Annotated in this window: 18 protein-coding genes; 15 read left to right on the plus strand and 3 right to left on the minus strand. The window is 64.1% G+C overall.

The window, feature by feature from the left end; translation table 11 throughout:
- The 9 genes from ACRECS_RS08050 (at window position 1) to ACRECS_RS08090 (ending at window position 8,125) form a co-directional block, all read left to right on the plus strand.
- Window positions 1-783, plus strand: a complete 783-nt coding sequence (locus tag ACRECS_RS08050) for a phosphatidate cytidylyltransferase (RefSeq protein WP_431582442.1) — start codon at window positions 1-3, stop codon at window positions 781-783.
- Window positions 780-1,937, plus strand: coding sequence for a 1-deoxy-D-xylulose-5-phosphate reductoisomerase (locus ACRECS_RS08055; RefSeq protein ID WP_431582443.1), 1,158 nt, complete (start codon window positions 780-782; stop codon window positions 1,935-1,937). Before ACRECS_RS08050 ends, ACRECS_RS08055 begins: the two co-directional genes overlap by 4 nt.
- A complete protein-coding gene (gene rseP / locus ACRECS_RS08060) occupies window positions 1,934-3,067 on the plus strand; it encodes an RIP metalloprotease RseP (RefSeq protein WP_431582444.1) in 1,134 nt (377 codons plus the stop codon). Before ACRECS_RS08055 ends, rseP begins: the two co-directional genes overlap by 4 nt.
- 72 nt (window positions 3,068-3,139) lie before the next feature.
- Complete coding sequence (gene bamA, locus ACRECS_RS08065) at window positions 3,140-5,872, plus strand: outer membrane protein assembly factor BamA (RefSeq protein WP_431582486.1); 2,733 nt, start codon at window positions 3,140-3,142, stop codon at window positions 5,870-5,872.
- Window positions 5,872-6,555, plus strand: coding sequence for an OmpH family outer membrane protein (locus tag ACRECS_RS08070; protein ID WP_431582445.1), 684 nt, complete (start codon window positions 5,872-5,874; stop codon window positions 6,553-6,555). Before bamA ends, ACRECS_RS08070 begins: the two co-directional genes overlap by 1 nt.
- An 8-nt stretch (window positions 6,556-6,563) precedes the next feature.
- The gene (gene fabZ, locus ACRECS_RS08075) at window positions 6,564-7,028 is read left to right on the plus strand and encodes a 3-hydroxyacyl-ACP dehydratase FabZ (RefSeq protein WP_431582446.1); all 465 of its coding nucleotides are present in this window, start codon (window positions 6,564-6,566) and stop codon (window positions 7,026-7,028) included.
- Between the two features lie 143 nt (window positions 7,029-7,171).
- Window positions 7,172-7,399 carry a 50S ribosomal protein L31 gene (gene rpmE, locus ACRECS_RS08080; protein ID WP_034159539.1) on the plus strand — a complete coding sequence of 76 codons (228 nt, stop codon included), beginning with the start codon at window positions 7,172-7,174 and terminating at the stop codon, window positions 7,397-7,399.
- 91 nt (window positions 7,400-7,490) lie between these two features.
- Window positions 7,491-7,814, plus strand: a complete 324-nt coding sequence (locus ACRECS_RS08085) for a PilZ domain-containing protein (RefSeq protein ID WP_431582447.1) — start codon at window positions 7,491-7,493, stop codon at window positions 7,812-7,814.
- A gap of 110 nt (window positions 7,815-7,924) precedes the next feature.
- Entirely contained in the window at window positions 7,925-8,125 is a 201-nt protein-coding gene (locus tag ACRECS_RS08090; protein ID WP_431582448.1) for a hypothetical protein, read from the plus strand.
- Window positions 8,126-8,499: 374 nt separating this feature from the next.
- Here the strand turns inward: ACRECS_RS08090 and ACRECS_RS08095 are convergent, their stop codons facing one another.
- Window positions 8,500-9,837 (minus strand): sensor histidine kinase, encoded by a 1,338-nt coding sequence (locus ACRECS_RS08095; RefSeq protein ID WP_431582449.1) that lies wholly within the window; start codon window positions 9,835-9,837, stop codon window positions 8,500-8,502.
- Window positions 9,827-10,360, minus strand: a complete 534-nt coding sequence (locus ACRECS_RS08100; protein WP_431582450.1) for a response regulator transcription factor — start codon at window positions 10,358-10,360, stop codon at window positions 9,827-9,829. Before ACRECS_RS08100 ends, ACRECS_RS08095 begins: the two co-directional genes overlap by 11 nt.
- Before the next feature lie 223 nt (window positions 10,361-10,583).
- Between ACRECS_RS08100 and ACRECS_RS08105 the strand changes: the two genes are divergently transcribed.
- From ACRECS_RS08105 to ACRECS_RS08125, 5 genes are all read left to right on the plus strand, one after another.
- Window positions 10,584-11,837: an efflux RND transporter periplasmic adaptor subunit gene (locus tag ACRECS_RS08105; protein WP_431582451.1), complete on the plus strand. Its 1,254-nt coding sequence runs from the start codon at window positions 10,584-10,586 to the stop codon at window positions 11,835-11,837.
- 9 nt (window positions 11,838-11,846) lie between these two features.
- Window positions 11,847-12,527 (plus strand): ABC transporter ATP-binding protein, encoded by a 681-nt coding sequence (locus ACRECS_RS08110; protein WP_431582452.1) that lies wholly within the window; start codon window positions 11,847-11,849, stop codon window positions 12,525-12,527.
- A gap of 3 nt (window positions 12,528-12,530) precedes the next feature.
- Entirely contained in the window at window positions 12,531-14,951 is a 2,421-nt protein-coding gene (locus ACRECS_RS08115; RefSeq protein WP_431582453.1) for an ABC transporter permease, read from the plus strand.
- Between the two features lie 106 nt (window positions 14,952-15,057).
- Entirely contained in the window at window positions 15,058-15,381 is a 324-nt protein-coding gene (locus ACRECS_RS08120; protein WP_431582454.1) for a UrcA family protein, read from the plus strand.
- 577 nt (window positions 15,382-15,958) lie between these two features.
- Entirely contained in the window at window positions 15,959-17,464 is a 1,506-nt protein-coding gene (locus tag ACRECS_RS08125; protein ID WP_431582455.1) for a tryptophan halogenase family protein, read from the plus strand.
- A 45-nt stretch (window positions 17,465-17,509) separates the two neighbouring features.
- Here ACRECS_RS08125 and ACRECS_RS08130 read toward each other — a convergent pair whose 3' ends face one another.
- Window positions 17,510-18,862: an alpha/beta hydrolase family protein gene (locus ACRECS_RS08130; RefSeq protein ID WP_431582456.1), complete on the minus strand. Its 1,353-nt coding sequence runs from the start codon at window positions 18,860-18,862 to the stop codon at window positions 17,510-17,512.
- Between the two features lie 79 nt (window positions 18,863-18,941).
- Here ACRECS_RS08130 and ACRECS_RS08135 point away from each other — a divergent pair, with 79 nt between their 5' ends.
- Entirely contained in the window at window positions 18,942-20,300 is a 1,359-nt protein-coding gene (locus ACRECS_RS08135; RefSeq protein ID WP_431582457.1) for a PLP-dependent aminotransferase family protein, read from the plus strand.
- Window positions 20,301-20,315 lie beyond the last annotated feature (15 nt).

Raw genomic sequence — 20,315 nt, forward strand, 5'->3', positions numbered from 1 at the left:
ATGAAAAGCTCCGACCTTGGGCTGCGGTCCGCCGTCGCCATATTGCTCGTTGTGGTCGCGGCACTGGCTTTATGGTGCGGCGGGATCGGCTTCTGGCTGGTCTGTGTCGTCCTGTCGCTGGTGATGATGGCGGAATGGGCCGATCTCGACGGCGCCGATCGGAAAACCCGGCGCATGGCGCAGTTCGCCCTGTCGGTGCCACTCGCGCTGATGGCACCGGCTTCGCTGATCATCGAGGTACATAATTTCTTCACGCTCGGCCTGCTCGCGGGTGCGGCCTTTTTCATCGCGATCGTGACCCGGCGGCCGACGCTGGCGGCAGGCGTGATCTATTGCGGGCTGCCGGTCCTGGCCCTGGTCTTCATGCGCCGCCAGGACGAGGGCATCGTCTACACCCTATGGGCGCTGGCGTTGGTCTGGGCGTGCGATATCGGTGCCTATTTCGCCGGCCGTGCGATCGGCGGGGCGAAGCTATGGCCCGCCATCAGCCCGAACAAGACCTGGGCCGGCCTGATCGGCGGTGTCGCACTGGCAAGCCTGTTCGGGGTGGTTATGCACGTCTTTTACGGCTTGCCCTGGCGCATGACCCTGGCAACGCCGGTGCTGGCAATTCTCGCACAGGGCGGCGATCTGTTCGAAAGCTGGCTGAAGCGCAGGGCAGGGGTCAAGGACAGCGGCAATATCCTGCCTGGCCATGGCGGGGTGCTCGATCGGCTCGACGGGCTGGTGCCGGTAGCACCGGTCGCCGCATTCCTGGTCATCCTGCCGCGATTTTATTCTTGAAAACGGTCTCCATCCTTGGCGCGACCGGATCGGTCGGCAGTTCGACGCTCGATCTGATCGAGCGCGAACCCGAGCGCTTCGAGGTCATGGCGCTGACCGCCAATTGCGATGTCGAAAAGCTCGCCGCGGCAGCGGTTCGCACCAATGCGCGTCGCGCGGTGGTGGCGGACGAACGATGCTTGCCGGCGCTGCGCGACATTCTGGCAGGGACCGGCATCGAGACGGCGGGCGGTGCGCAGGCTTTGCTCGAGGCCGCGGCCATGGGTGCGGATTGGACGATGGCGGCAATCGTCGGCTGCGCCGGGCTCGAACCGGTGATGGCGGCGGTCGAGGCGGGTGGCACGGTGGTCCTTGCCAACAAGGAGCCGCTGGTTTCGGCGGGGGAGGTCGTCCTCGCCGCGGCCAAGCGCTGCGGCGCGACTCTGTTGCCGGCCGATTCCGAACACAATGCCATCTTCCAATGCTTCGATTTCGATCGCCCTGAAGGCGTTCGTCGTATCATTCTGACCGCGAGCGGCGGCCCATTCCGCGACTGGTCGATCGAGCAGATGCGCGGCGTGAGCCCGGAACAGGCGGTCGCGCATCCCAACTGGTCGATGGGGGCGAAGATTTCGATCGATTCGGCGACCCTGATGAACAAGGGGCTCGAGCTGATCGAGGCGGCGCGATTATTCCCCATTGCGCATGACCGGATCGAGATCATCCTGCATCGGCAATCGGTGATCCATTCGCTGGTCGACTATGTCGACGGCTCGGTGCTTGCGCAGCTTGGCCCCCCTGACATGCGCACGCCGATCGCCCATTGCCTTGCCTGGCCCGCCCGCATGGCGACGCCGATGGCGCCGCTCGACCTGATCGCAATTGGGCGGCTTGACTTCGAGGCGCCGGATACGGAGCGCTTTCCCGCGCTACGCCTGGCACGCGAGGCTCTGGAAGCGGGGGGCGCGCGCCCGGCAATCCTCAACGCCGCCAACGAGATTGCGGTTGCGGCGTTTCTTGACCGCCGGATCGGCTTCCTCGAAATTGCCGCAATCGTCGCCGATACGCTGGATCGTTACGACCCGTCCGCCCCGGAGACGCTCGATGCGGTATTGGAAATCGACGCCGAAGCGCGGAGGATCGCGGGCGAACGTGTGAAGGACTGCGTGACTTGATCCAGACCCCCGGCCTCTGGCTTACCATCCTGGCATTCATGTTGGTGATCGGACCGCTCGTGTTCGTTCATGAGATGGGCCATTATCTCGCCGGCCGCTTGTTCGGCGTGAAGGCCGATGCGTTCTCGATCGGCTTCGGCCGCGAGATTTTCGGGGTGACCGACAAGCGTGGGACGCGGTGGAAGTTCGGCTGGCTGCCACTTGGCGGCTATGTGAAGTTCGCCGGCGACATGAATGCGGCGGGCCAGCCCGACGCGGCATGGCTGGCGCTGCCCGCCGATGAGCGTGCAAAAACATTCCAGGCAAAGTCGGTGTGGCAGCGCGCGATCATCGTTGCGGCGGGACCTGTGGTGAATTTCCTTCTGGCGATCCTGATCCTGATGGGATTTGCCCTGGCGTACGGCGACAGCCGCACCACCACCGTTGTGGGAGCGGTTGAAAAGGGCAGTGCCGCCGCGGCGATCGCGCTGCAGCCCGGTGATCGTATCACCTCGGTCGGTGGACGCTCGGTCGAATGGTTTGAAGATATTCGCCGCTATGTCCGAATTCGTGCCGGCGAACAGGCCGAGATCACCTTTGATCGCGGCGGGACGTCAATCAGCCGCACGGTGACGATCGGAACGCAGGTTCAGCGTGACCGCTTCGACAATGAATATCGCCTTGGCCTCCTCGGTGTCGCGCCGGCTCAGGCGGTTCGCGTTTCGGTCGGGCTGCTGGAAGCGCCCGGCGTGGCCGTTCGCGGCGTACGCGACATCGTCACCATGATGGTTGAAACGCTCGGTCAGATCATCACCGGGAAACGCTCGGTGAAGGAACTTGGCGGGCCGCTCAGCATCGCCAAAGCCTCGGGCGAACAGCTGGCGCTGGGCCCCGATGCGTTTGTTTTCCTGATCGCGCTGGTGTCGATTAACTTGGGGTTCATCAATTTATTGCCAGTCCCCATGCTGGATGGTGGCCATTTGTTTTTCTATGCGATCGAGGCGGTCCGGCGGCGGCCAGTCAAGCCGGAGGTTCAGGAATGGGCGTTTCGCGGGGGATTGGCGGCACTGCTTGCGTTAATGATGCTCGTAACGTTCAATGATCTGGGCGCTTTTGGGCTGTGGAAGAATTTGGCCGGGTTGATCGGCTGACGCGGTTGAGGCAGGGCAGGCGAATTAGGCGGCCCGCGTAATTTTCTCCGGTTGGGGTGGACAGTGACAGCGATCAAGGTTTCGAAATTCGGCGCGAGCGCCACGGCGGCGTTGCTTGCGGGCACGATGCTGTCGGGCATCGCCAGCGCGCAGACCGCACCGGTCCCCGCGCCCCGGACTCCCGCGCCCCAAACTGCGGCGCCCCAGGCCGGGGCTCCTCAGGCTGCAGCGCCGGAGACGCCGGCACCCGTCGCGGCCCCAGTGACGCGCACGATCAAGTCGCTCCGCGTCGAGGGATCGCAGCGCATCGAGCCCGATACCGTGCTCTCCTATACCAAGCTGCGCGTCGGCCAGCCCTACACCAATGAAACGCTCGATCAGGGCCTGCGGGACCTGCTGGCGAGCGACTTTTTCGCTGACGTGTCGATCGCCGGCGTCGAGAGCGGCGACATCGTCATCCGCATCCGGGAAAACCCGGTGATCAACCGCATCGTGCTGGAGGGCAACAAGCGCCTCAAGTCCGATAAGATCACCAAGGAAATCAAGCTCGCCCCGCGTCAGATCTTCACACGCACCGCGGTGCGTCAGGATGTCGCGAGAATCGTCGAACTGTATCGCCGCCAGGGGCGTTTCGGTGCGTCGATCGAGCCGAAGATGGTCGCGCTCGACCAGAATCGCGTCGATGTCGTGTTCGAAATCAGCGAAGGGCCGAAATCCAAGGTTCGTCAGATCAACATCATCGGCAACGAGGTGTTCGACGATGACAAGCTGCGTGAGCAGATGGCGACCAAGCAGGCGCGACTGTTCCGGCTGCTCAGCTCGAACACGAGCTACGACCAGGACCGCATGGCGTATGACCAGCAGAAGATGCGCCAATTCTACCTGACGGAAGGCTATGCCGACTTCAAGGTGACCTCCGCCGTTGCCGAGCTCAGCCCCGACAAGTCCGATTTCATCATCACCTATGTCGTCGAAGAGGGGCCGCGCTACAAATTCGGCGATGTCACCGTCGACAGCTCGATCCGCGACTTCAACAACGAGGCGCTGGCCAAGGGGCTGGCGATCAAGAAGGGCGATTGGTACAATGCCAAGCTGGTCGAGAGCTCGGTCGACAGCCTGAGCGAAACGGCGGGCCTGTTCGGCTATGCCTTTACCGAAGTGAATCCGGAATTCCAGCGCGACCGCGAAACGCTCACCATGTCGCTGAACTTCAACATTGCCGAGGCGAAGCGTTCCTATGTCGAGCGCATCGACATCAACGGCAACACCAACACGCAGGACAAGGTGATCCGTCGCGAAATCCGGCTTTCGGAAGGCGACGCGTTCAACAGCTTCCAGGTCAAGCGTTCGCAGGACCGGATCAACTCGCTCGGCTTTTTCCAGGAAAAGTTCGAGATCAAGCAGACGCCCGGATCTGCGCCTGATCGCGTGGTCCTGACCGCCGATGTCGAGGAAAAGTCGACCGGTGAACTCCAGCTTTCGGCCGGCTTCTCCAGTCTCGAAAGCTTTATCGTCCAGGCCTCGATCCGCCAGCGCAATTTCCGCGGCAAGGGGCAGGAGTTGCGCGCGAGCGTCAATTATTCCAGCTATTCCAAGTCGGTGGAACTGGGCTTTACCGAGCCGTATCTGTTCGACAAGAATATCGCGATCGGCGGCGACATCTTCCGCCGCGATTACAACTCGTTCAATTATGTCGGCGACGATCGCCAGACCACCTATAGCCAGGTCTCGACCGGCTTCCAGATTCGTGCGGGCATTCCGCTCACTGAATATTGGTCGGCGTCGGCCCGTTACGGCCTGACCTTCGACGATGTGAGCCTCGACAACCAATATTTCACCAACGGCGCGTGCGACGTCGTCAAGGCGGGCAGATATCTCTGCGAAGCGATCGGCAACCGCGCCACCTCGTCGGTCGGTTATTCGTTGATCTTCGACAGCCTCAACAGCCGGTTGCGGCCAAGCCGCGGCCAGCGACTGGTGCTGAGCCAGGATTTCGCCGGCCTCGGCGGTGATGTACGCTATGTCCGCACCCGCTTCGATGCCGACAAATATTGGGGCCTTGGTGGCGGCTTCATCCTGTCGGCAAGCGTTGAGGGCGGCTACATCCATTCACTGGAAGGTAGTCGCGGTAAGGGCATTGACAAGGTGCGCATCACCGATCGCTTCTATCTCGGCGAGCCGGAGTTCCGCGGTTTCGACATTCGCGGCGTCGGCCCACGCGTCCAGCGCATCCAATATACGACGGTCGACGGCAAGCAGGTCCTGGATACTAACAAGGACAACATCATCGACGATGCGCTGGGTGGCCGGGCTTATTATTCCGGACGGCTCGAACTGGAAATCCCGCTCAGCGCCGGCGCGCGCGAGCTTGGCCTGCGTCCGTCCATCTATCTCCAGACAGGTGCGCTGTTTGGTATCACCAAGCCAGAGCCGACCATCACGTTCGACACGGTGGACGGCGTGGTCCAGCCCAAGGTCACGCCTGTCGTGGATGCGGCGGGCAATCCGCTTTTTACTTTCGCTCAGGCGGACGGCAACCAGGTCGTCACCACCTGCAGAATGGGTATCCCCGACGCGTCAGGCACGTGTAACGGTCTTAATCTGAATACGGCCCTGAACAACACGCAGCTACCGTTCAAGGAGCAGTTCGTCGGCAATTCGGCCAAGCCGCGTCTCTCGATCGGTGCCGGCGTCAACTGGACTTCACCTTTCGGCCCGTTGCGTATCGACCTTGCATATGCCCTGCTCAAGGATAAGGGCGACGACACCAAACTCATTACTTTCAACGTAGGGACATCCTTCTAATGAATATGCACAAGAAGCTTCTGTTGGCCGCGGTGCTGGTAGCCCCCGGCGCAATCATCGCCACCACGCAGGCCCAGGCGCAAACCGTTGCGGTTGCCGACCCGGAAGCGGCAGTCGAGAATTCCAAGGTCTGGGCTGCAGCGCAGGCGGAGATCGGCACGACGTACAAGACGCAGCTCGACCAGGCCAAGACGCGCGGCGATGCGATCGCCGCCGAGCTGGCCCCGCTTTACAAGAAGTTCGACACCAATGGCGACAATCAGCTGAGCCAGGCCGAAATCGCCACCGCGCGGAGCACGCGTGCGTCGGAACTGGCGCAGATCGAAGCCAAGGAAAAGGCGGCGCAGGAAGAACTGGGCCGTATGACCGTACAGCCGTCGCGCGCGCGCGCCTATGCGATCGAGCAGATCACCGGCAAGGTGAATGAAGCCGTCACCAACGTCGTCAAGACGCGCAACATCTCGGTGCTGATCCGCCCGAACGCGGCGTTCTTCGCCAGCCCGACCGCCGATATCACGCCGGCGATCACGGCCGAGATCGATCGCCTCTTCCCCAAGGCGAGCATCACACCGCCGGCCGGCTGGCAGCCCGGTCAGCAGGGTCAGCAGGCCGGTGCCGCTGCTGCGGCGCCCGCAGCGCCGGCAACTGGCACGAAGCCCAAGAAGCAGCCCGAAAGCCGGTGACGGAAACGGTGACTACGACAGCGCTTGGCCCGCTCGATATCGGGCGGGTTATGGCCGCGCTGCCGCACCGCTATCCGATGCTGCTGGTCGACCGCGTCGAGGAACTGATCCTCGACCGGTCGATCGCGGCGATCAAGGCGGTGACGATCAATGAAGGCTTTTTCCAGGGACATTTCCCGGGGCGGCCGATCATGCCCGGCGTACTGATCGTCGAGGCGTTGGCGCAGGCGGCAGGAATCCTTGCGGTCGAATCACTTGGCCTCGCCGGGTCGGGCAAGCTCGTCTATTTCATGGCGATCGAGGGCGCCAAGTTCAGGAAGCCGGTGGAACCCGGCGTTCTGCTGCGGCTCGACGTCGAATTCGTGCAGAAGCGTTCGAGCGTCTGCAAATTCGCGGGCCGTGCCACGATCGACGGGCAGCTTGCCGCCGAAGCGAATTTCACCGCGATGATCGCGGATCCCCCAAAGGCCTGAGGATACGCGCGCGGCGTATCGCAGATTCGGGCCAGGGATGCCGGCCCGGGCGAAGGGGCGCCGTGCTTGTGTTTCAGCAGCGTCTTCTGTAAGGCGCGCCTTCCTTCAGGCTGGTCGGAACCAGCCACTCTCGGAGATTTGACGTGAAGAAAGACATCCATCCCGATTATCACACCATCAAGGTGCAGATGACCGATGGCACCGTGTACGAAACCCGCTCCACCTGGGGCAAGGAAGGCGACACGATGACGCTCGAAATCGATCCGCTGGCGCATCCGGCATGGACCGGCGGTCGCGGCACGATGCTCGACACCGGCGGCCAGGTCGCACGCTTCAACAAGCGTTTCGGCGGGCTCACCCTCAAGAAGTAAGGCCTCGCGCCGTCGTTAACGGCGCGTTAGCCAAGCGAGCATAGGCTCCCCCTGGGTGTCGGCGATCCGTCGCCCGCATGAAAGGGGAGCCATGTTCGCCGCCGAATACGAACCAGCCGTCATCAGCAACGGATTCCGGCGAGCCCCGCGCGCGCCGGTGTCGCTCGACGCGCGGATCGGGCGGGGCGGACTCGATCGCACCTTGTGCAAGGTGAACGACCTGTCGGTGCATGGCGCCCGTATCCACAGCTATTCGGGATTGCGCAGGGGCGCGGTCATCTGGCTGACTCTGCCGCTGCGTGGACAGGTTGCCGCCACAGTGATGTGGGCTGATGACTTCGAGGCCGGCTGCCAGTTCCATTACCCACTCGACGATGCCGCGTTCGAGACGCTGGCTGCGCTCAGTCCAAAATAGATTGACCAAAATAGATTGAGAAGCGGGGGAATGGGCATTATGCGCACGCGAGCCGATGTAGGGCCCAGCTTTCCTCACACGATCGATTGGTGCCGGACGGGAACGCGGCGATGAATCTGCTATGCTCGATCCTGAACCATCGTCGCGACGCCGCACGGGTGTGGGACGACGGCCACAATTACCGCGCGCCGTGCCGCCGGTGCGGCCTTCCGCTGATCAAGGCGACCTTGGGCGATTGGCGCCGGTTCGACGCGAGCCGCGATTATGAAACCGATGGCGCTCCGCGCAAGGCGCGACCCGAGAGTCGTTAGCGTGCGACCCGTTATCACTGGTGCATAAGGCACGGCCCTGCGCGGGACCACTGCGTCCGCCCCGCCATGGCAATCCTGTTTTCGACACTGAGAAAGAGCGTGCCGATATCGGTCCGGCACAGGATATATGCCGGGTCCTGTGTGAAGGTTGAATCGCCACCGGCGGCGGGGCTGAGAGGATTGGTGGCGGGAGATATGGGACACCGGTCGTTCCATATCTCAGGCGACCGCTTTGGCGGGCGCCCTATATAATATCATTATATATTAGTTACTTAATATGAGATGTGACGATCTTGGGTGTCGCCGGGCAAGTGCCTCGATTGTTGCGGTGGTCGCGGCCCTATCTAATCGTCCGCCATGATGTCGCTGGATTGTCAACAGAAGTCCCGACGGGCGGCGTCCGTTGGAATGCGTAGCGCGAAGGTGCAGCCTTTCGCCCGAGGCTTTGCCAGCAGGCTGCCATTATGCGCGATGGCGATCTGACGGGCGATGGCAAGGCCGATGCCGGCGCCGTCCGCCTTGGTTGTGAAGAAGGGCAGGAAAAGGTCGTCAGCCGTGTCGGGAAGGCCAACACCATTGTCCTCGACCGTCATTTCGATGCCGCTGGCGTCGGCGCTGCAGCGGAGAATGACGATGGGTTGCTCGGCTTCCCGGCACGCCTCGACCGCATTTTTGAGCAGATTAAGCAGCGCTTGCTCGATCAGCTCGCGGTCGATCGGCGCCGTCAGATCGGACGGCACGACGATCGCCCGGACGTCCACGCGCGGGTCAAGTGCCCGGGCGAGCGCGGCCAGGTCCCGGGCAAATTCCTCAAGCGGCACGTGCGCCAGTTCGGGTTCGGGAATGGCGAGCAATTGGCGATAGCGTTCGACGAATCCCATCAGATGCTGGGCGCGGCGCGCAATTGTCGCTGCCGCCGCCGCGCTTTGGCTGCGATCGGGGTCGGCGTCCGGATCTTGAGCCAATGACACAAGGCTGTCGGCAAGCGAGATGACCGGACTGAGCGAATTCATCATTTCATGGGCCAGCACCCGGCTGAGGCGATGCCAGGCATTGATCTCCACGGCGCCCAGCGATTCCGATATGATGTGCAGGGCGATGAGGCGCCGGCGCGTGCCATCGGCCAGATCAAACAGCGCGACCGAGGCATGAGCCGCGCGCCCGTCGGCCAGGCGAATGACCCGCCCCGTTTCAGGCCGGCTGGTCAGCAGCGTCGCCACGTCCTCCGGCCGCAGGGACGGATGGTCGGCAAACCGGCCTGGTAATGACGGGGCGAGTGCGCGGGCAGCGCGATTGCCCTGCACGATCAGGCCATCGGCATCCGTCACGAAGATCGCCGCGGAGACTGTGTCGAGCAATGCCCGATCAGCGTCGATCCGTGTGAGCAGGCGCGTCTCGCGAACGTGCCGCGCCTCTATCGCACGGACGATTGATGCTTCCAGACCGGCAAAGCTGGGCGGTAGCCTGGCGGGAAGATCGTCAGCTCCGCTGGAGAGCTGATCGATCAGGTCACGGGTGGCGCGCTCGGCGATACCGGCAACGCGTATCAGGTCGATCACGGCCAAGATGGCGAGCACCCAGGCGATAAAACCGAGCACCGGCCGGCCGCCAGCGATCAGCATCAGGCCGGCGGCGCCAAGACATCCAGCGATCAGCCCCCGTAAGGCGAGCCGCGCCGCGAAGGTCCAGCGGCGCGTCGGCTCAAAGGCCATGTTTTTCCATTCGCCGATAGAGCGCGGGCCGGGTCAGGCCCAATGCCGCCGCCGCCTTGCTGATATTGCCGTCACTGCGCACGAGCGCCTGGGCGATCGCGTGCCGCTCGATCGCCTCGAGGCTCATCGCGGCGCCCGCCCGTTGCGTGGCGGTCAGCGCGGCAGCGGTCCCGATCGCGGCGGCCAGCCGGTCGTTGCGCCACGGCTTGAGCAGGAAGTCCGATGCACCCCGTTTCAGTGCTTCGACCGCGAGCGTGACGCCGCCGAACACGGTCAGCATGACGATCGCCAGCGTGGGGTCGGCGCGGCGGATGATCTCGATCACGTTCAGCCCGGCCTCGCCATCACGCTCGCCCGGCGCGAAATTCATGTCGAGCAGCGCCGCATCGTAACCGTCGAGCCGAAGGGGGGCGGGCAGATCCGCCGGTGCGGCGACCCACTCCACCTCGGCAACGCCGCGCAGGGCGAGACGGATCGCCTGCGCGATCGCGGCATCGTCCTCAATCAGCAGAATGCGTCCCAAAGGCTCCATCTACGGAGTGTATCGGATGCGGAGACGATACGAAACCGCAGCAAAAGCAGCTCCTTACGCCTTGATCGGCGGCGAATCGCCGGAACAGACTGTCCGAAGCCGGACACCTGCAGCAGCTGTCCAGCGGAAGATTCCGCTTAAGTTATTATATTCACAGGATTTCAGATTCGACCAAGCCCGAGCGATACTGACGCCATGAGGAGATCATGACGCAATGGACCAGCCGCTTCGGCAACCTTGGCTGCACCGGCACCGCCGCGTGGTGGCGGTGGTCGTGACGCTGGTCGTGCTGATGAGCGTTGCCGCGACGAGCATCTGGCACTTCGCCACGCCCGCGCTGACCGTGCCCGCCGGGCAGGTCGCGATCGACCAAGTGGTGCTGGGCATATTCCGCGACACCACCAGCCTGCAGGGTCGTGTCGTGCCGCGCGACACGATCTATCTCGACGCGGTGGAGGGCGGCCGCGTGCGGCGGGTGCTCGTGCGGTCGGGCGACCGTGTCGTGGCCGGGCAGCCGCTGGTCGAATTCACCAACACCACGCTCGAACTCGACATCCTGGCGCAGGAGGGGCGTCTGATCGAGTCGATCACCCAGCTTCAGGCCTATCAGCAGCAACTCGAACAGAATCGCAGCGACAATGCACAGGCGCTTGCGCTGATCCGTTACGATCGCACCCGCGTCGATCGCGCCCTGAGCCGACGCGTGCCGCTCGCCGCGCGCGGTTTCGTCACTGGCGAGACGATGGACCGGCTCAAGGACGAGCTGCGGTCGGTCGATGACCGGCAGATGATCCAGATATCCCGCAGCCGGCGTCAGGAAGGGCTGCGCGTGCTTCAGCAGCCGCAAATCGAGGCGCAACTCGCCACCTTGCACAAGAGTCTCGCGGTGACCCAGGCAAAGCTTGGTGACCTCACCGTCCGTGCGCCGGTGGGCGGGCGCCTGTCGGCGTTCGACCTCGAGCTCGGCGAGAACCGCAACCGCGGCGACCGGCTTGGCGAGATCGCGCTCGACACGGGGTTTCGCGTTACCGCCAGCATCGACGAATATTATCTCGGCCGGGTCCAGACCGGGCAGCGCGCCGAGGCAGATGTCAAAGGACGCCCGACCGCTTTGGTCGTGACGCGCCTTTATCCGCAGGTGAAGGACGGCGCCTTTGTTGCCGACCTTGAATTCGATCGCGGGCAGCCGGCGGGACTGGTCGCCGGGGAGGCGGTGCGCGGCCGATTGTCGCTCGGCGCAGACCGCGCGGCGATCCTGCTTCCCGCCGGCGCGTTTCTCGATGCTTCGGGCGGGCAATGGGTGTTCGTCATGGCGAGAGGCGGCCGCTCCGCCGAGCGGCGGCGCATCCGGATCGGGCGACGCAATGCCGACCAGGTCGAGATCCTGGCCGGGCTCGCCCCTGGCGACCCTGTGATCAGCTCCAGCTATGACGGCTGGCAGCAATATCAACGCATCAATCTTCGATAGGAACGGGACATGCTGAAAGTGACGGCGATCTCAAAAGCCTATGAGACGAGCGACGTTCGCACTCATGCGATCAGCGATGTGTCGCTCGAGATCGATGAAGGCGAGTTCGTCGCGATCATGGGGCCATCGGGGTGCGGCAAATCGACCTTGCTCAACATTCTCGGCCTGCTCGACCGCGCCGATATGGGGCGCACCGAACTTCTCGGCGAAGACCTTAGCCAGGCGAGCGACCGCTACCTTACCCGGATCAGGCGCTCGGCGATCGGCTTTGTGTTCCAGAGCTTCAACCTTGTCGACGAGCTGACGGTGGTCCAGAATATCGAACTGGGATTGCTCTATCGCGGCTTCAGCGCGCGCGAGCGGCGCGAGCGGGTCGAGGCAGCACTAGACCAGGTCGGCATGCGCCACCGCGCGCGCCATATCCCCAAGCAATTATCGGGCGGCCAGCAGCAGCGTGTGGCGGTCGCACGCGCCATCGTCTCCGACCCCCGCCTGATCCTCGCCGACGAACCGACCGGCAATCTCGACAGCGCCAATGGCGCCGCGGTGATGCAATTGCTCAAGGATGCGGTCGGACGCGGCACTACGGTCGTCATGGTCACCCATTCGCTGACGCAGGCCGACCAGGCGGACCGCCGGATTCAGCTGCTCGATGGCCGGATCGTCAGCCAGACTCAACTCGGAGCCTGAGCCATGCTGCGCAATCTCCTTGCCTCGACCTTCGGCGCGCTCGCCTTGAACCGCCTTTACGCGGTGGTGACGCTGATCGGCCTTGCACTGGCGTTCGCCGCGGCGATCCTGATCGGGCTCTTCGTCCGGCAGCAATATGCCTATGAGCATTTCATTCCGGGATATGAGCGCGTGTTCCGGATGACAGCGACCGTCGCGCAGCCAGGCCAGCCGGAACGGGTTGCGGCGGTGACGCCCTCAGTCCTTGCCGGCGCGCTGGCGCTACGGACCGATCGGATCGAGGCGGTGGCGCGGCTCTACCAGGACGCGCCGGTCCTTCGCGCCAGCGGCGATCGGGCATCGGCGCGCGCGCGCGGATTTGTCTGGGCCGATCCTTCCATCTTCAAGATATTGCCGCTGCCTGTGATCGCCGGCGCGCTCGACACGGCGCTGGCCGAGCCCGAAACGATCGTGGTCACCCGCAGCACTGCGCGGCGTCTGTTCGGGCGCGATACGCCAATCGGCGCGGCGCTCGATATCGTCGAGGCCAAGGGCGTAGTGCGACGCCTCAAAATCACTGCCGTGATCGAAGATCTGCCACCCGAAACGCATCTCGACCTGCAATTCATCGCCTCGGGGCGCGGCGCGACCTCGCCGCTCGGGCGGGCAGATGCGAGCCCGGTGCCGACGATTCAGGCGCCGATCGTCACCTATGTACGCGCACGACCGGGCGTGACGCGCGCGGTGCTGCAACCCGTGCTCGACGAGATCATCCGCCCGTTTCAGGCGATGGCCGCGGCGAGCGGCACCAAGGTGGGCGGCTATGCAATGCCGATCGCCGACGTGCATTTCGGCCCGGCTGACGACAGCCCGCACGGCAAGCCGAGCGTCGATCCGGCCGTCGTGGTCGCGATCGGCGCGGTCGGCATTCTCATCCTCGCCATGGCATCGACCAGCTATGTCGCGCTGATGACCGCGCGCGCCGGCCGGCGTGCGGTCGAGGTCGCGGTCCGCAAGGCGTGCGGCGCCAGTCGCGGCCAGCTGCTTGTGCAGTTTCTGGCCGAGAGCCTGATCCTGACCCTGGTCGCGCTCATCGCGGCGATGGGCGTGGTCGAGCTGGTGCTGCCCGCGGTCAACGGTGTGCTCGGCCTGTCGCTGTCGTTCGATTTGACGCGCGAACCGTGGTTCCTCCTGCCGGTGCTGGTCGTCTGGCTGGCCGTAGGGCTGGCGTCCGGCCTGTATCCGGCGCTCGTCCTGTCGTCGTTCGCGCCGTCGGTGGCGCTGCGTGGTGGTTCCTCGGGATTCGGGGGCACGGCGTGGATCGGGCGGGTGATGGTGGTCGTCCAGTTCGCAATCCTGACCGGCCTGCTGGTGGCGACGATCACCCTCTATCGCCAGACGCAGCTGGCCATCGCCAGCGCGCTCGGCGCCGATCGCGGACCCATTCTCACGGTTGCGGCCAATTGCCGCTCCGGCTTCCCGCAAGCGGCGCGCGAGCTGCCCGGGGTTCGCGACGCCACCTGCGCATCGGTGGGCGCGCTCAACATGGGGCCGCAAGGCGCGGTTACTGCGATCAACCGCAACGGACAGCGCTTCACGCCGGGATTCGTCGATGTCGATGCGCATTTCTTCGGCGCGTTCGGCGTAAAGCCGCTCGCCGGGCGCGTCTTTTCGCCTGACCATGGAAGCGGAGACGCGAAGCGGGAAGTCGTTCTCAACCAAGCCGCTGCCCGGAATTTCGGTTTCGCGTCGCCGCGCGCCGTGATCGGTCAGCCGATCGGGATCGCGCTGGAGGTCGGCGCCAATCCGCGACCCGTTCCCCACACGGTCATCGGCGTCGTGCCCGATATCGCGGCAAGCGTGCTGAGCCCGGCCGGCGAGCTAATCTATAATGTGGGGTCGCCCGAGGCGGGCATCCTGGCCGTCGAAACCCGCCCCGAAGCGCTTCCCGATGTCCGCCGCCGCCTCGACCGGCTCTGGCGCGAGGTTGGCGACGGCGCTCCGCTCGACGCGCAACTGCTCGCGCAGCTTGAGCATCACCGCTACCGGACCGCGATCGTGCAGGGCTGGGTGACCGGCGCCTGTGCGCTCGTCGCGCTGGTCATCGCCGCGATGGGGCTGTTCGCGCTGTCGGCGTTCACCGCGGATCGCCGCACCAAGGAGATTGGCGTCCGCCGCGCAATGGGTGCGTCGACTGGCGCAATCGTCCAGTTGCTCCTGTGGCAGTTCCTCAAGCCGTTCCTGGTGGCCTGCGCGATCGGGATCGTGCTGAGCACCGTCTTCATGCGCCATTGGCTCGAGCAGTTCGCGTCGCGGGTCGATGTGCCGCTATGGCTGCTCGGCGCGGTTGTCCTGGCAACGGCGGTCTTCGCGATTTCCGCTGTGCTGGCGAATGTGCTCGCGGCGGCACGCGCACGACCGATCGATGCCCTGCGCTATGAATAGGAAGCGATAGCCCGCCCCGGCCGATAGCGGCTCACTCACCCGTTTCGCACTCATTTTGGCGCGTTTCGCGCGACGCCCCCGGCTTGCCCAAAACAAAGGACGGACGATGAAATATCTTACTCTTTCCTCGCTATTGCTTCTGACGGCGTGCGTGGGTCACGGGAAAGTCGATCGGCAGGTGCCGGATCTGGCGCTTGGCTATCGCGATCTGCCGCTTGAGACGGCAGCCGGCCGCGCTGTCCTGGCGGTCCGTGTCGCTCGGTCGGCCGCGTCCTTTTGCCGGACCTATGAGCCGCAGGATTATGAGCGGATTTTCGCGCTGGGGCTCGCCAATGCCGGCAATTGTCCCGGCGTGGCGAGCCTCATGCTGGCTCGGCGCATGCCCGCGCATGTGCGTCGGGCGTATCAGGCGGGACGGCGAGGCGAGTAGATATCTCAAGGTCTGATGCGCTTAAGGGGAAGGCGATGCGGGCCGCGGGGAGAGGCGACGAGAGATATGGGACACCCTATTGTGCCACATTCCGGCGCGGGGCGGGCGAGGCACGCTGTCAATTGTGCCAAATCTCATGATTATCATGATACAGCAATGGGTTAGCGCGCAGCACAGCGATTCCTGGTATAAACGGCATTTATAGGAATCGCGTTCTGCTATCCATGAAATGGATAGCTAAGCCGCCAATGTACCGAATTTCCCAGTTGCCGACATGAAAAGCCAGCGTCGGATGACATCTGATCGAATCAGGAAATTCGCGAATCACCTGACAAGTGCGGGATGTTTTCCGCCGTAAAGAGACATGCTAACGGGGATCTTGATAAGCGAATTGATAACGTTCCCATGTAGGTACATCACTACATTGTGCCCTGCCGGCAACAGAACGCCGGATAATCGCGGAAATCGAACCGCTGCGCTGTCGCTGATCCGGAAATGAGCTTGTCGCACAGCAGGTTCGTTGTTCCTCTGGCGCCAAGAACCGCCCGCGCCAGCCGGGTTAAGTGGAGGAGGGGAAATGGGCCCGATTGAAGCGCGCCGGATCGTCATTGCAGGCGGTGGCACCGCGGGCTGGATGATGGCGGCCGCCATCGTGCGGACGCTTGGCGCCGCGGTCGATCTGACGATCGTCGAATCCGAAGCGATCGGGACGATCGGGGTCGGGGAGTCGACCATCCCGCCGCTGGTGAACTTCAACCGCATCCTGGGCATCCCGGAGCCTGAATTCATGCGGGAGACGCAGGCGACGTTCAAGCTGGGCATCCTGTTCGACAATTGGAAGCTGGATGGCGACCGCTATTTCCACAGCTTCGGCTTGTCGGGAAAGGATCATTGGTCGGCGGGCTTCCAGCATTTCTGGCTTCACGGCCGGGCGCGCGGCTACCCGCAATCCTATGACGATTATTGCCTGGAACTGGTCGCCGGCATGCAGGGCAAATTCGCGCATCTGCCCGACAACCGGATGAACTATGCCTATCATGTCGATGCCACGCTCTATGGCCGGTATTTGCGCAAGCTGGCCGAAGCGGACGGTGCAAAGCGCATCGAGGGCAAGATTGCCCGCGTCGAGCTCGACGGGGAAAGCGGCGACATCGCGGCGCTGGTGCTGGAAGGCGATCGCCGGATCGAAGGCGACTTCTTCATCGATTGCACCGGCTTTCGCGGACTGCTGATCGAGGGCGCACTCCATGCCGGGTTCGAGGACTGGACTCATTGGCTGCCGAATGATTCCGCCATTGCGCTGCAGACCAAACATCTCGGGCCGCCACAGCCCTATACCCAGGCGATCGCACATGACGTCGGCTGGCAATGGCGCATCCCGCTGCAGCACCGCATGGGCAGCGGCATTGTCTATTGCAGCCGCTATCTCTCACGCGACGCGGCGCTCGATCGCCTGATGTCGAGCGTGGGCGAGCCGTTGATCGACCCGATCTATCTCAGCTTCAAGGGCGGCGTGCGGCGGCGGCAATGGTATCGCAATTGCGTCGCGGTCGGGCTGGCGGGCGGTTTCGTCGAGCCGCTCGAGGCGACCACCGTTCACCTCATTCAGCGCGCCGTGCTGCGCGTCATCCGGCTGATGCCGAACGGTCGGGTCAGCGAACGCGATGCCGCCGAATTCAACGAGCAGCAATTGCAGGACATCACGCAGATCCGCGACTTCATCATCCTGCACTACAAGGCAACCGAACGCCGCGACAGCCCGTTCTGGCGGCAGTGCGCCGATATGGAGATCCCGGAATCGCTGGCCCAGAAGATCGAATTGTTCCGCGAGACCGGCCGCGTGTTTCGCAAGAATGAGGAATTGTTCGCTGAAAACAGCTGGGTGCAAGTGATGATGGGGCAGGGGATCATGCCGCGCGCCTATCATCCGATCGCGGAGAAGCTCGGCGAAGATGAGCTGGACAGACTTCTCTCGACGCTGCGCGACAATGTCGCGAGAACCGTCGCCACGCTGCCCGAGCATCAGGCCTATGTCGAACAATATTGCCGTGCCGCGTCACCGCAGAGTCGGGTTACGGCCTGATCTCACGGCGATTTTGCCTGGGGACAATGGCCTGCTCCGGGCGGGTTATCGATCCACTCGCGCATCGCCATAGGCATCGGCAAGCCGCTCCCCGCGCGCAAAATCGGTCAAAAGGCGCTGCAGTGATGCCGGTTGCCGAGTCGAGAGCCGTTCCTCGCCCTTTGTCTCGAAGGCGTAGAGGCCGTGCTCCACTCCGGGATAGACGACAATTGAAAGCGGATGGCCGGCCTGTTTCAGGGCGATGAGGCGGCGATAGGTCTCCAGATAGGGTGCATCGATGTCGTCCGCCCCCAGGATCCACAATTGCGGCGTCTTCAGCGTCCTGAGCACCGGCATCGGATCATAATCGGGAATGATCCCGGCAAACAGGCGCGGGCCCTGTTCGCGCAATGTGGCCTCGGGCATCTGAAGGATGATCCCGGTGATGTTTCCGCGCACGAAGCGGAACCATGGTTCGTCGCGGTACTTCGCGACGACGAGGCGGAGGGCATCATAGCCGGACTGGAATTTGCTGCGCGCGATCGCCTGTGCGGCCGCGCCGATCTCGAGCGCCTTGGCGGTCTCCGCGGCGCCGAAGCCGTGCCGGCTCATGTCGAGCGCCAGTGCTTCGCGATCTTCATCCACGGGCGACACGGCGAGGCCATATCCCGCGATCACGAAATCGGCCCAGCCGAATGTCGCGGCAAGCGGTGCGGTCCAGCCGCCCTGGCTGGTGCCGTAATAGCCGATACGGCCGGCTCGGGCGCCGGCGAGCGATCGAGCGGTTTCGAGTGCGGCGTGCGCATCCGTGGCCAGTTGATGGATATTGTGGGTGAACGCGCCTTTGGACAGCCCTGTGCCGCGCTTGTCATAGACGAACACACCGACGCCCTGAGCCGCGAGAATCCGCTGCAGCGCATAGGTCCGCAGCGCCGAACTGTCTTCCGACCCATGGACCAGCACCACGATCGGCGCCGCGCGACGCCCTGGAGGCAGGATGAGACGGCCGGCGAGTTCCGCATCGCCGCTGACGAAGCGCTTCTCCGTTGTGGCAAGAGAGAGGTGCTTGCCGGCCATGCCGGCAAAACGGATCTCGCCCCGGTCGCAGCGCGACAGGTCGACGGTCTTTCCGTCGTCGCGCCCGGTCCAGCCCAGCGTACTCGACCATGTGCCGTCCGGCTTTCGGGACAATAATCCCGACGTGCCATCCAGTCGCCGCCAGCGATAATGGCTGTCGTCGGAGGGGGCGATGTCGACGCCGGAGCCATCGGCAAGCCGGTAATAGGCCGGCGCGCATTGGGTAGCCGGCGCTTGGGCAGGGGGCTGGAGAGGCGCCGGGGCTTGGGCCTGAGCCAAGGCGCAAAGCGGCGCGGCCAGTCCGGTGAGGATGATCGTCCCTAATGTTTTCGCATAACGCATTCGCTGAGGGATAGCTGGTTACCCCGGTACAGTCCCGCTACACTTTGGGCGATTTCCTCCGATACACTGGATCGCGCCGATGCTTGCCCCGCATAATCGCACCGAGATGGTTGCGGCCTGGGTAGAGGAGCGGATCGACAATCGGCAATTCCTGCCGGGCAGGCGCATTCCCTCGGTGCGGCGTCTTGCACAATTGCTTGGCGTGTCACCGTTTACCGTTGCCGCGGCGTTCGAAAACCTCGCCGTTGCAGGGCTGATCGAGGCACGGCGCGGATCGGGCTGCTATGTCCGCGCGCAACGGCATGCAGAGCTCTTGGCGGTAGAGCCGCCACAGGTCGATCTTGCCTGGTTGATGCAGAACATGCTTGCGTCCGCCACCGCGAAAGGCCCGGGGATAGGGGTGCTGCCGCCGAGCTGGCTGGATGGCGGCACAGTGGCGACTGCGCTCCGCGCCATTGGCCGCGAACCCTCCGTGCGGTTGCTGGATGCGGGGACGGCATTTGGATTCGAGCCGCTTCGGTTGATGCTGCAACGCCGGCTGGCGTCGCTCCAGGTCGAGACCGATACCGACCAGATCGTCCTGACCACGGGCGTTACGCACGGTCTCGACCTGGTGCTCCGGGCGCTGATCAAGCCGGGCGACACCGTCCTGGTGCCGACGCCGAGCTGGTTCGGTGTCTTTGCCATCCTGGCCGCACATCGGGTTCGCGTCATCACGGTTCCCTGCACCGCCGACGGCCCCGACCCAATTCTGCTTGCGCGCCTGTTCGCCGAGGAACGGCCGCGGATGCTGGTGCTGAGCGCGACCGCGCAGAATCCGATCGGCTTTACTCTTACGACGGCGGCGATTGACGCCATCCTTGCCCTGGCGCGGCAGCATGACACCTTGCTGTTCGAGGATGATATCTATTCCGATTTCGGTGCGGAGGGCGCGTCCCGCTTTGCCGCGCGGGATGGTCTGAAGCAGGTGATCTATGCGCGCAGTTTTTCCAAGACACTGCTGGGCAATGCCCGTGTCGGGTTTCTCGCCGGTAGTCGCGAGCATGCGGCGGCATTGGCCGAACGCAAGATCCTCTCCGGCTTCACCACGCCGGAAATCAACGAACGGCTGATCCACAAGATACTGGCATCGCGTGGAGACGTCGGGCGGGTCGCCGAATTGCGCGGCCGCGTCGCGGACGCACGAACCAGCCTGCAACGCCAGGTTGAGGCGCGGGGATTCAGCGTCTGTGGAACGCCGGACAGCGGCATGTTCCTGTGGGTCGATCTGGCACGCGATGCCGATGCCGTCGCGGTGCAGGCTCAGTCAAAAGGCCTGCTGGTCGCGCCCGGCAGCCTGTTCTTTCCGGTTCCGCACCCATCGACCTTCGCGCGCTTCAATGTCGCTACCTCGACTACGGAACTCGACACGGTGCTGGACCTGGCTCGGGCGACATGATCGCCGCCGGGCCAG

Source organism: Sphingomonas sp. (assembly GCF_050725575.1).
Lineage (GTDB): Bacteria > Pseudomonadota > Alphaproteobacteria > Sphingomonadales > Sphingomonadaceae > Sphingomonas.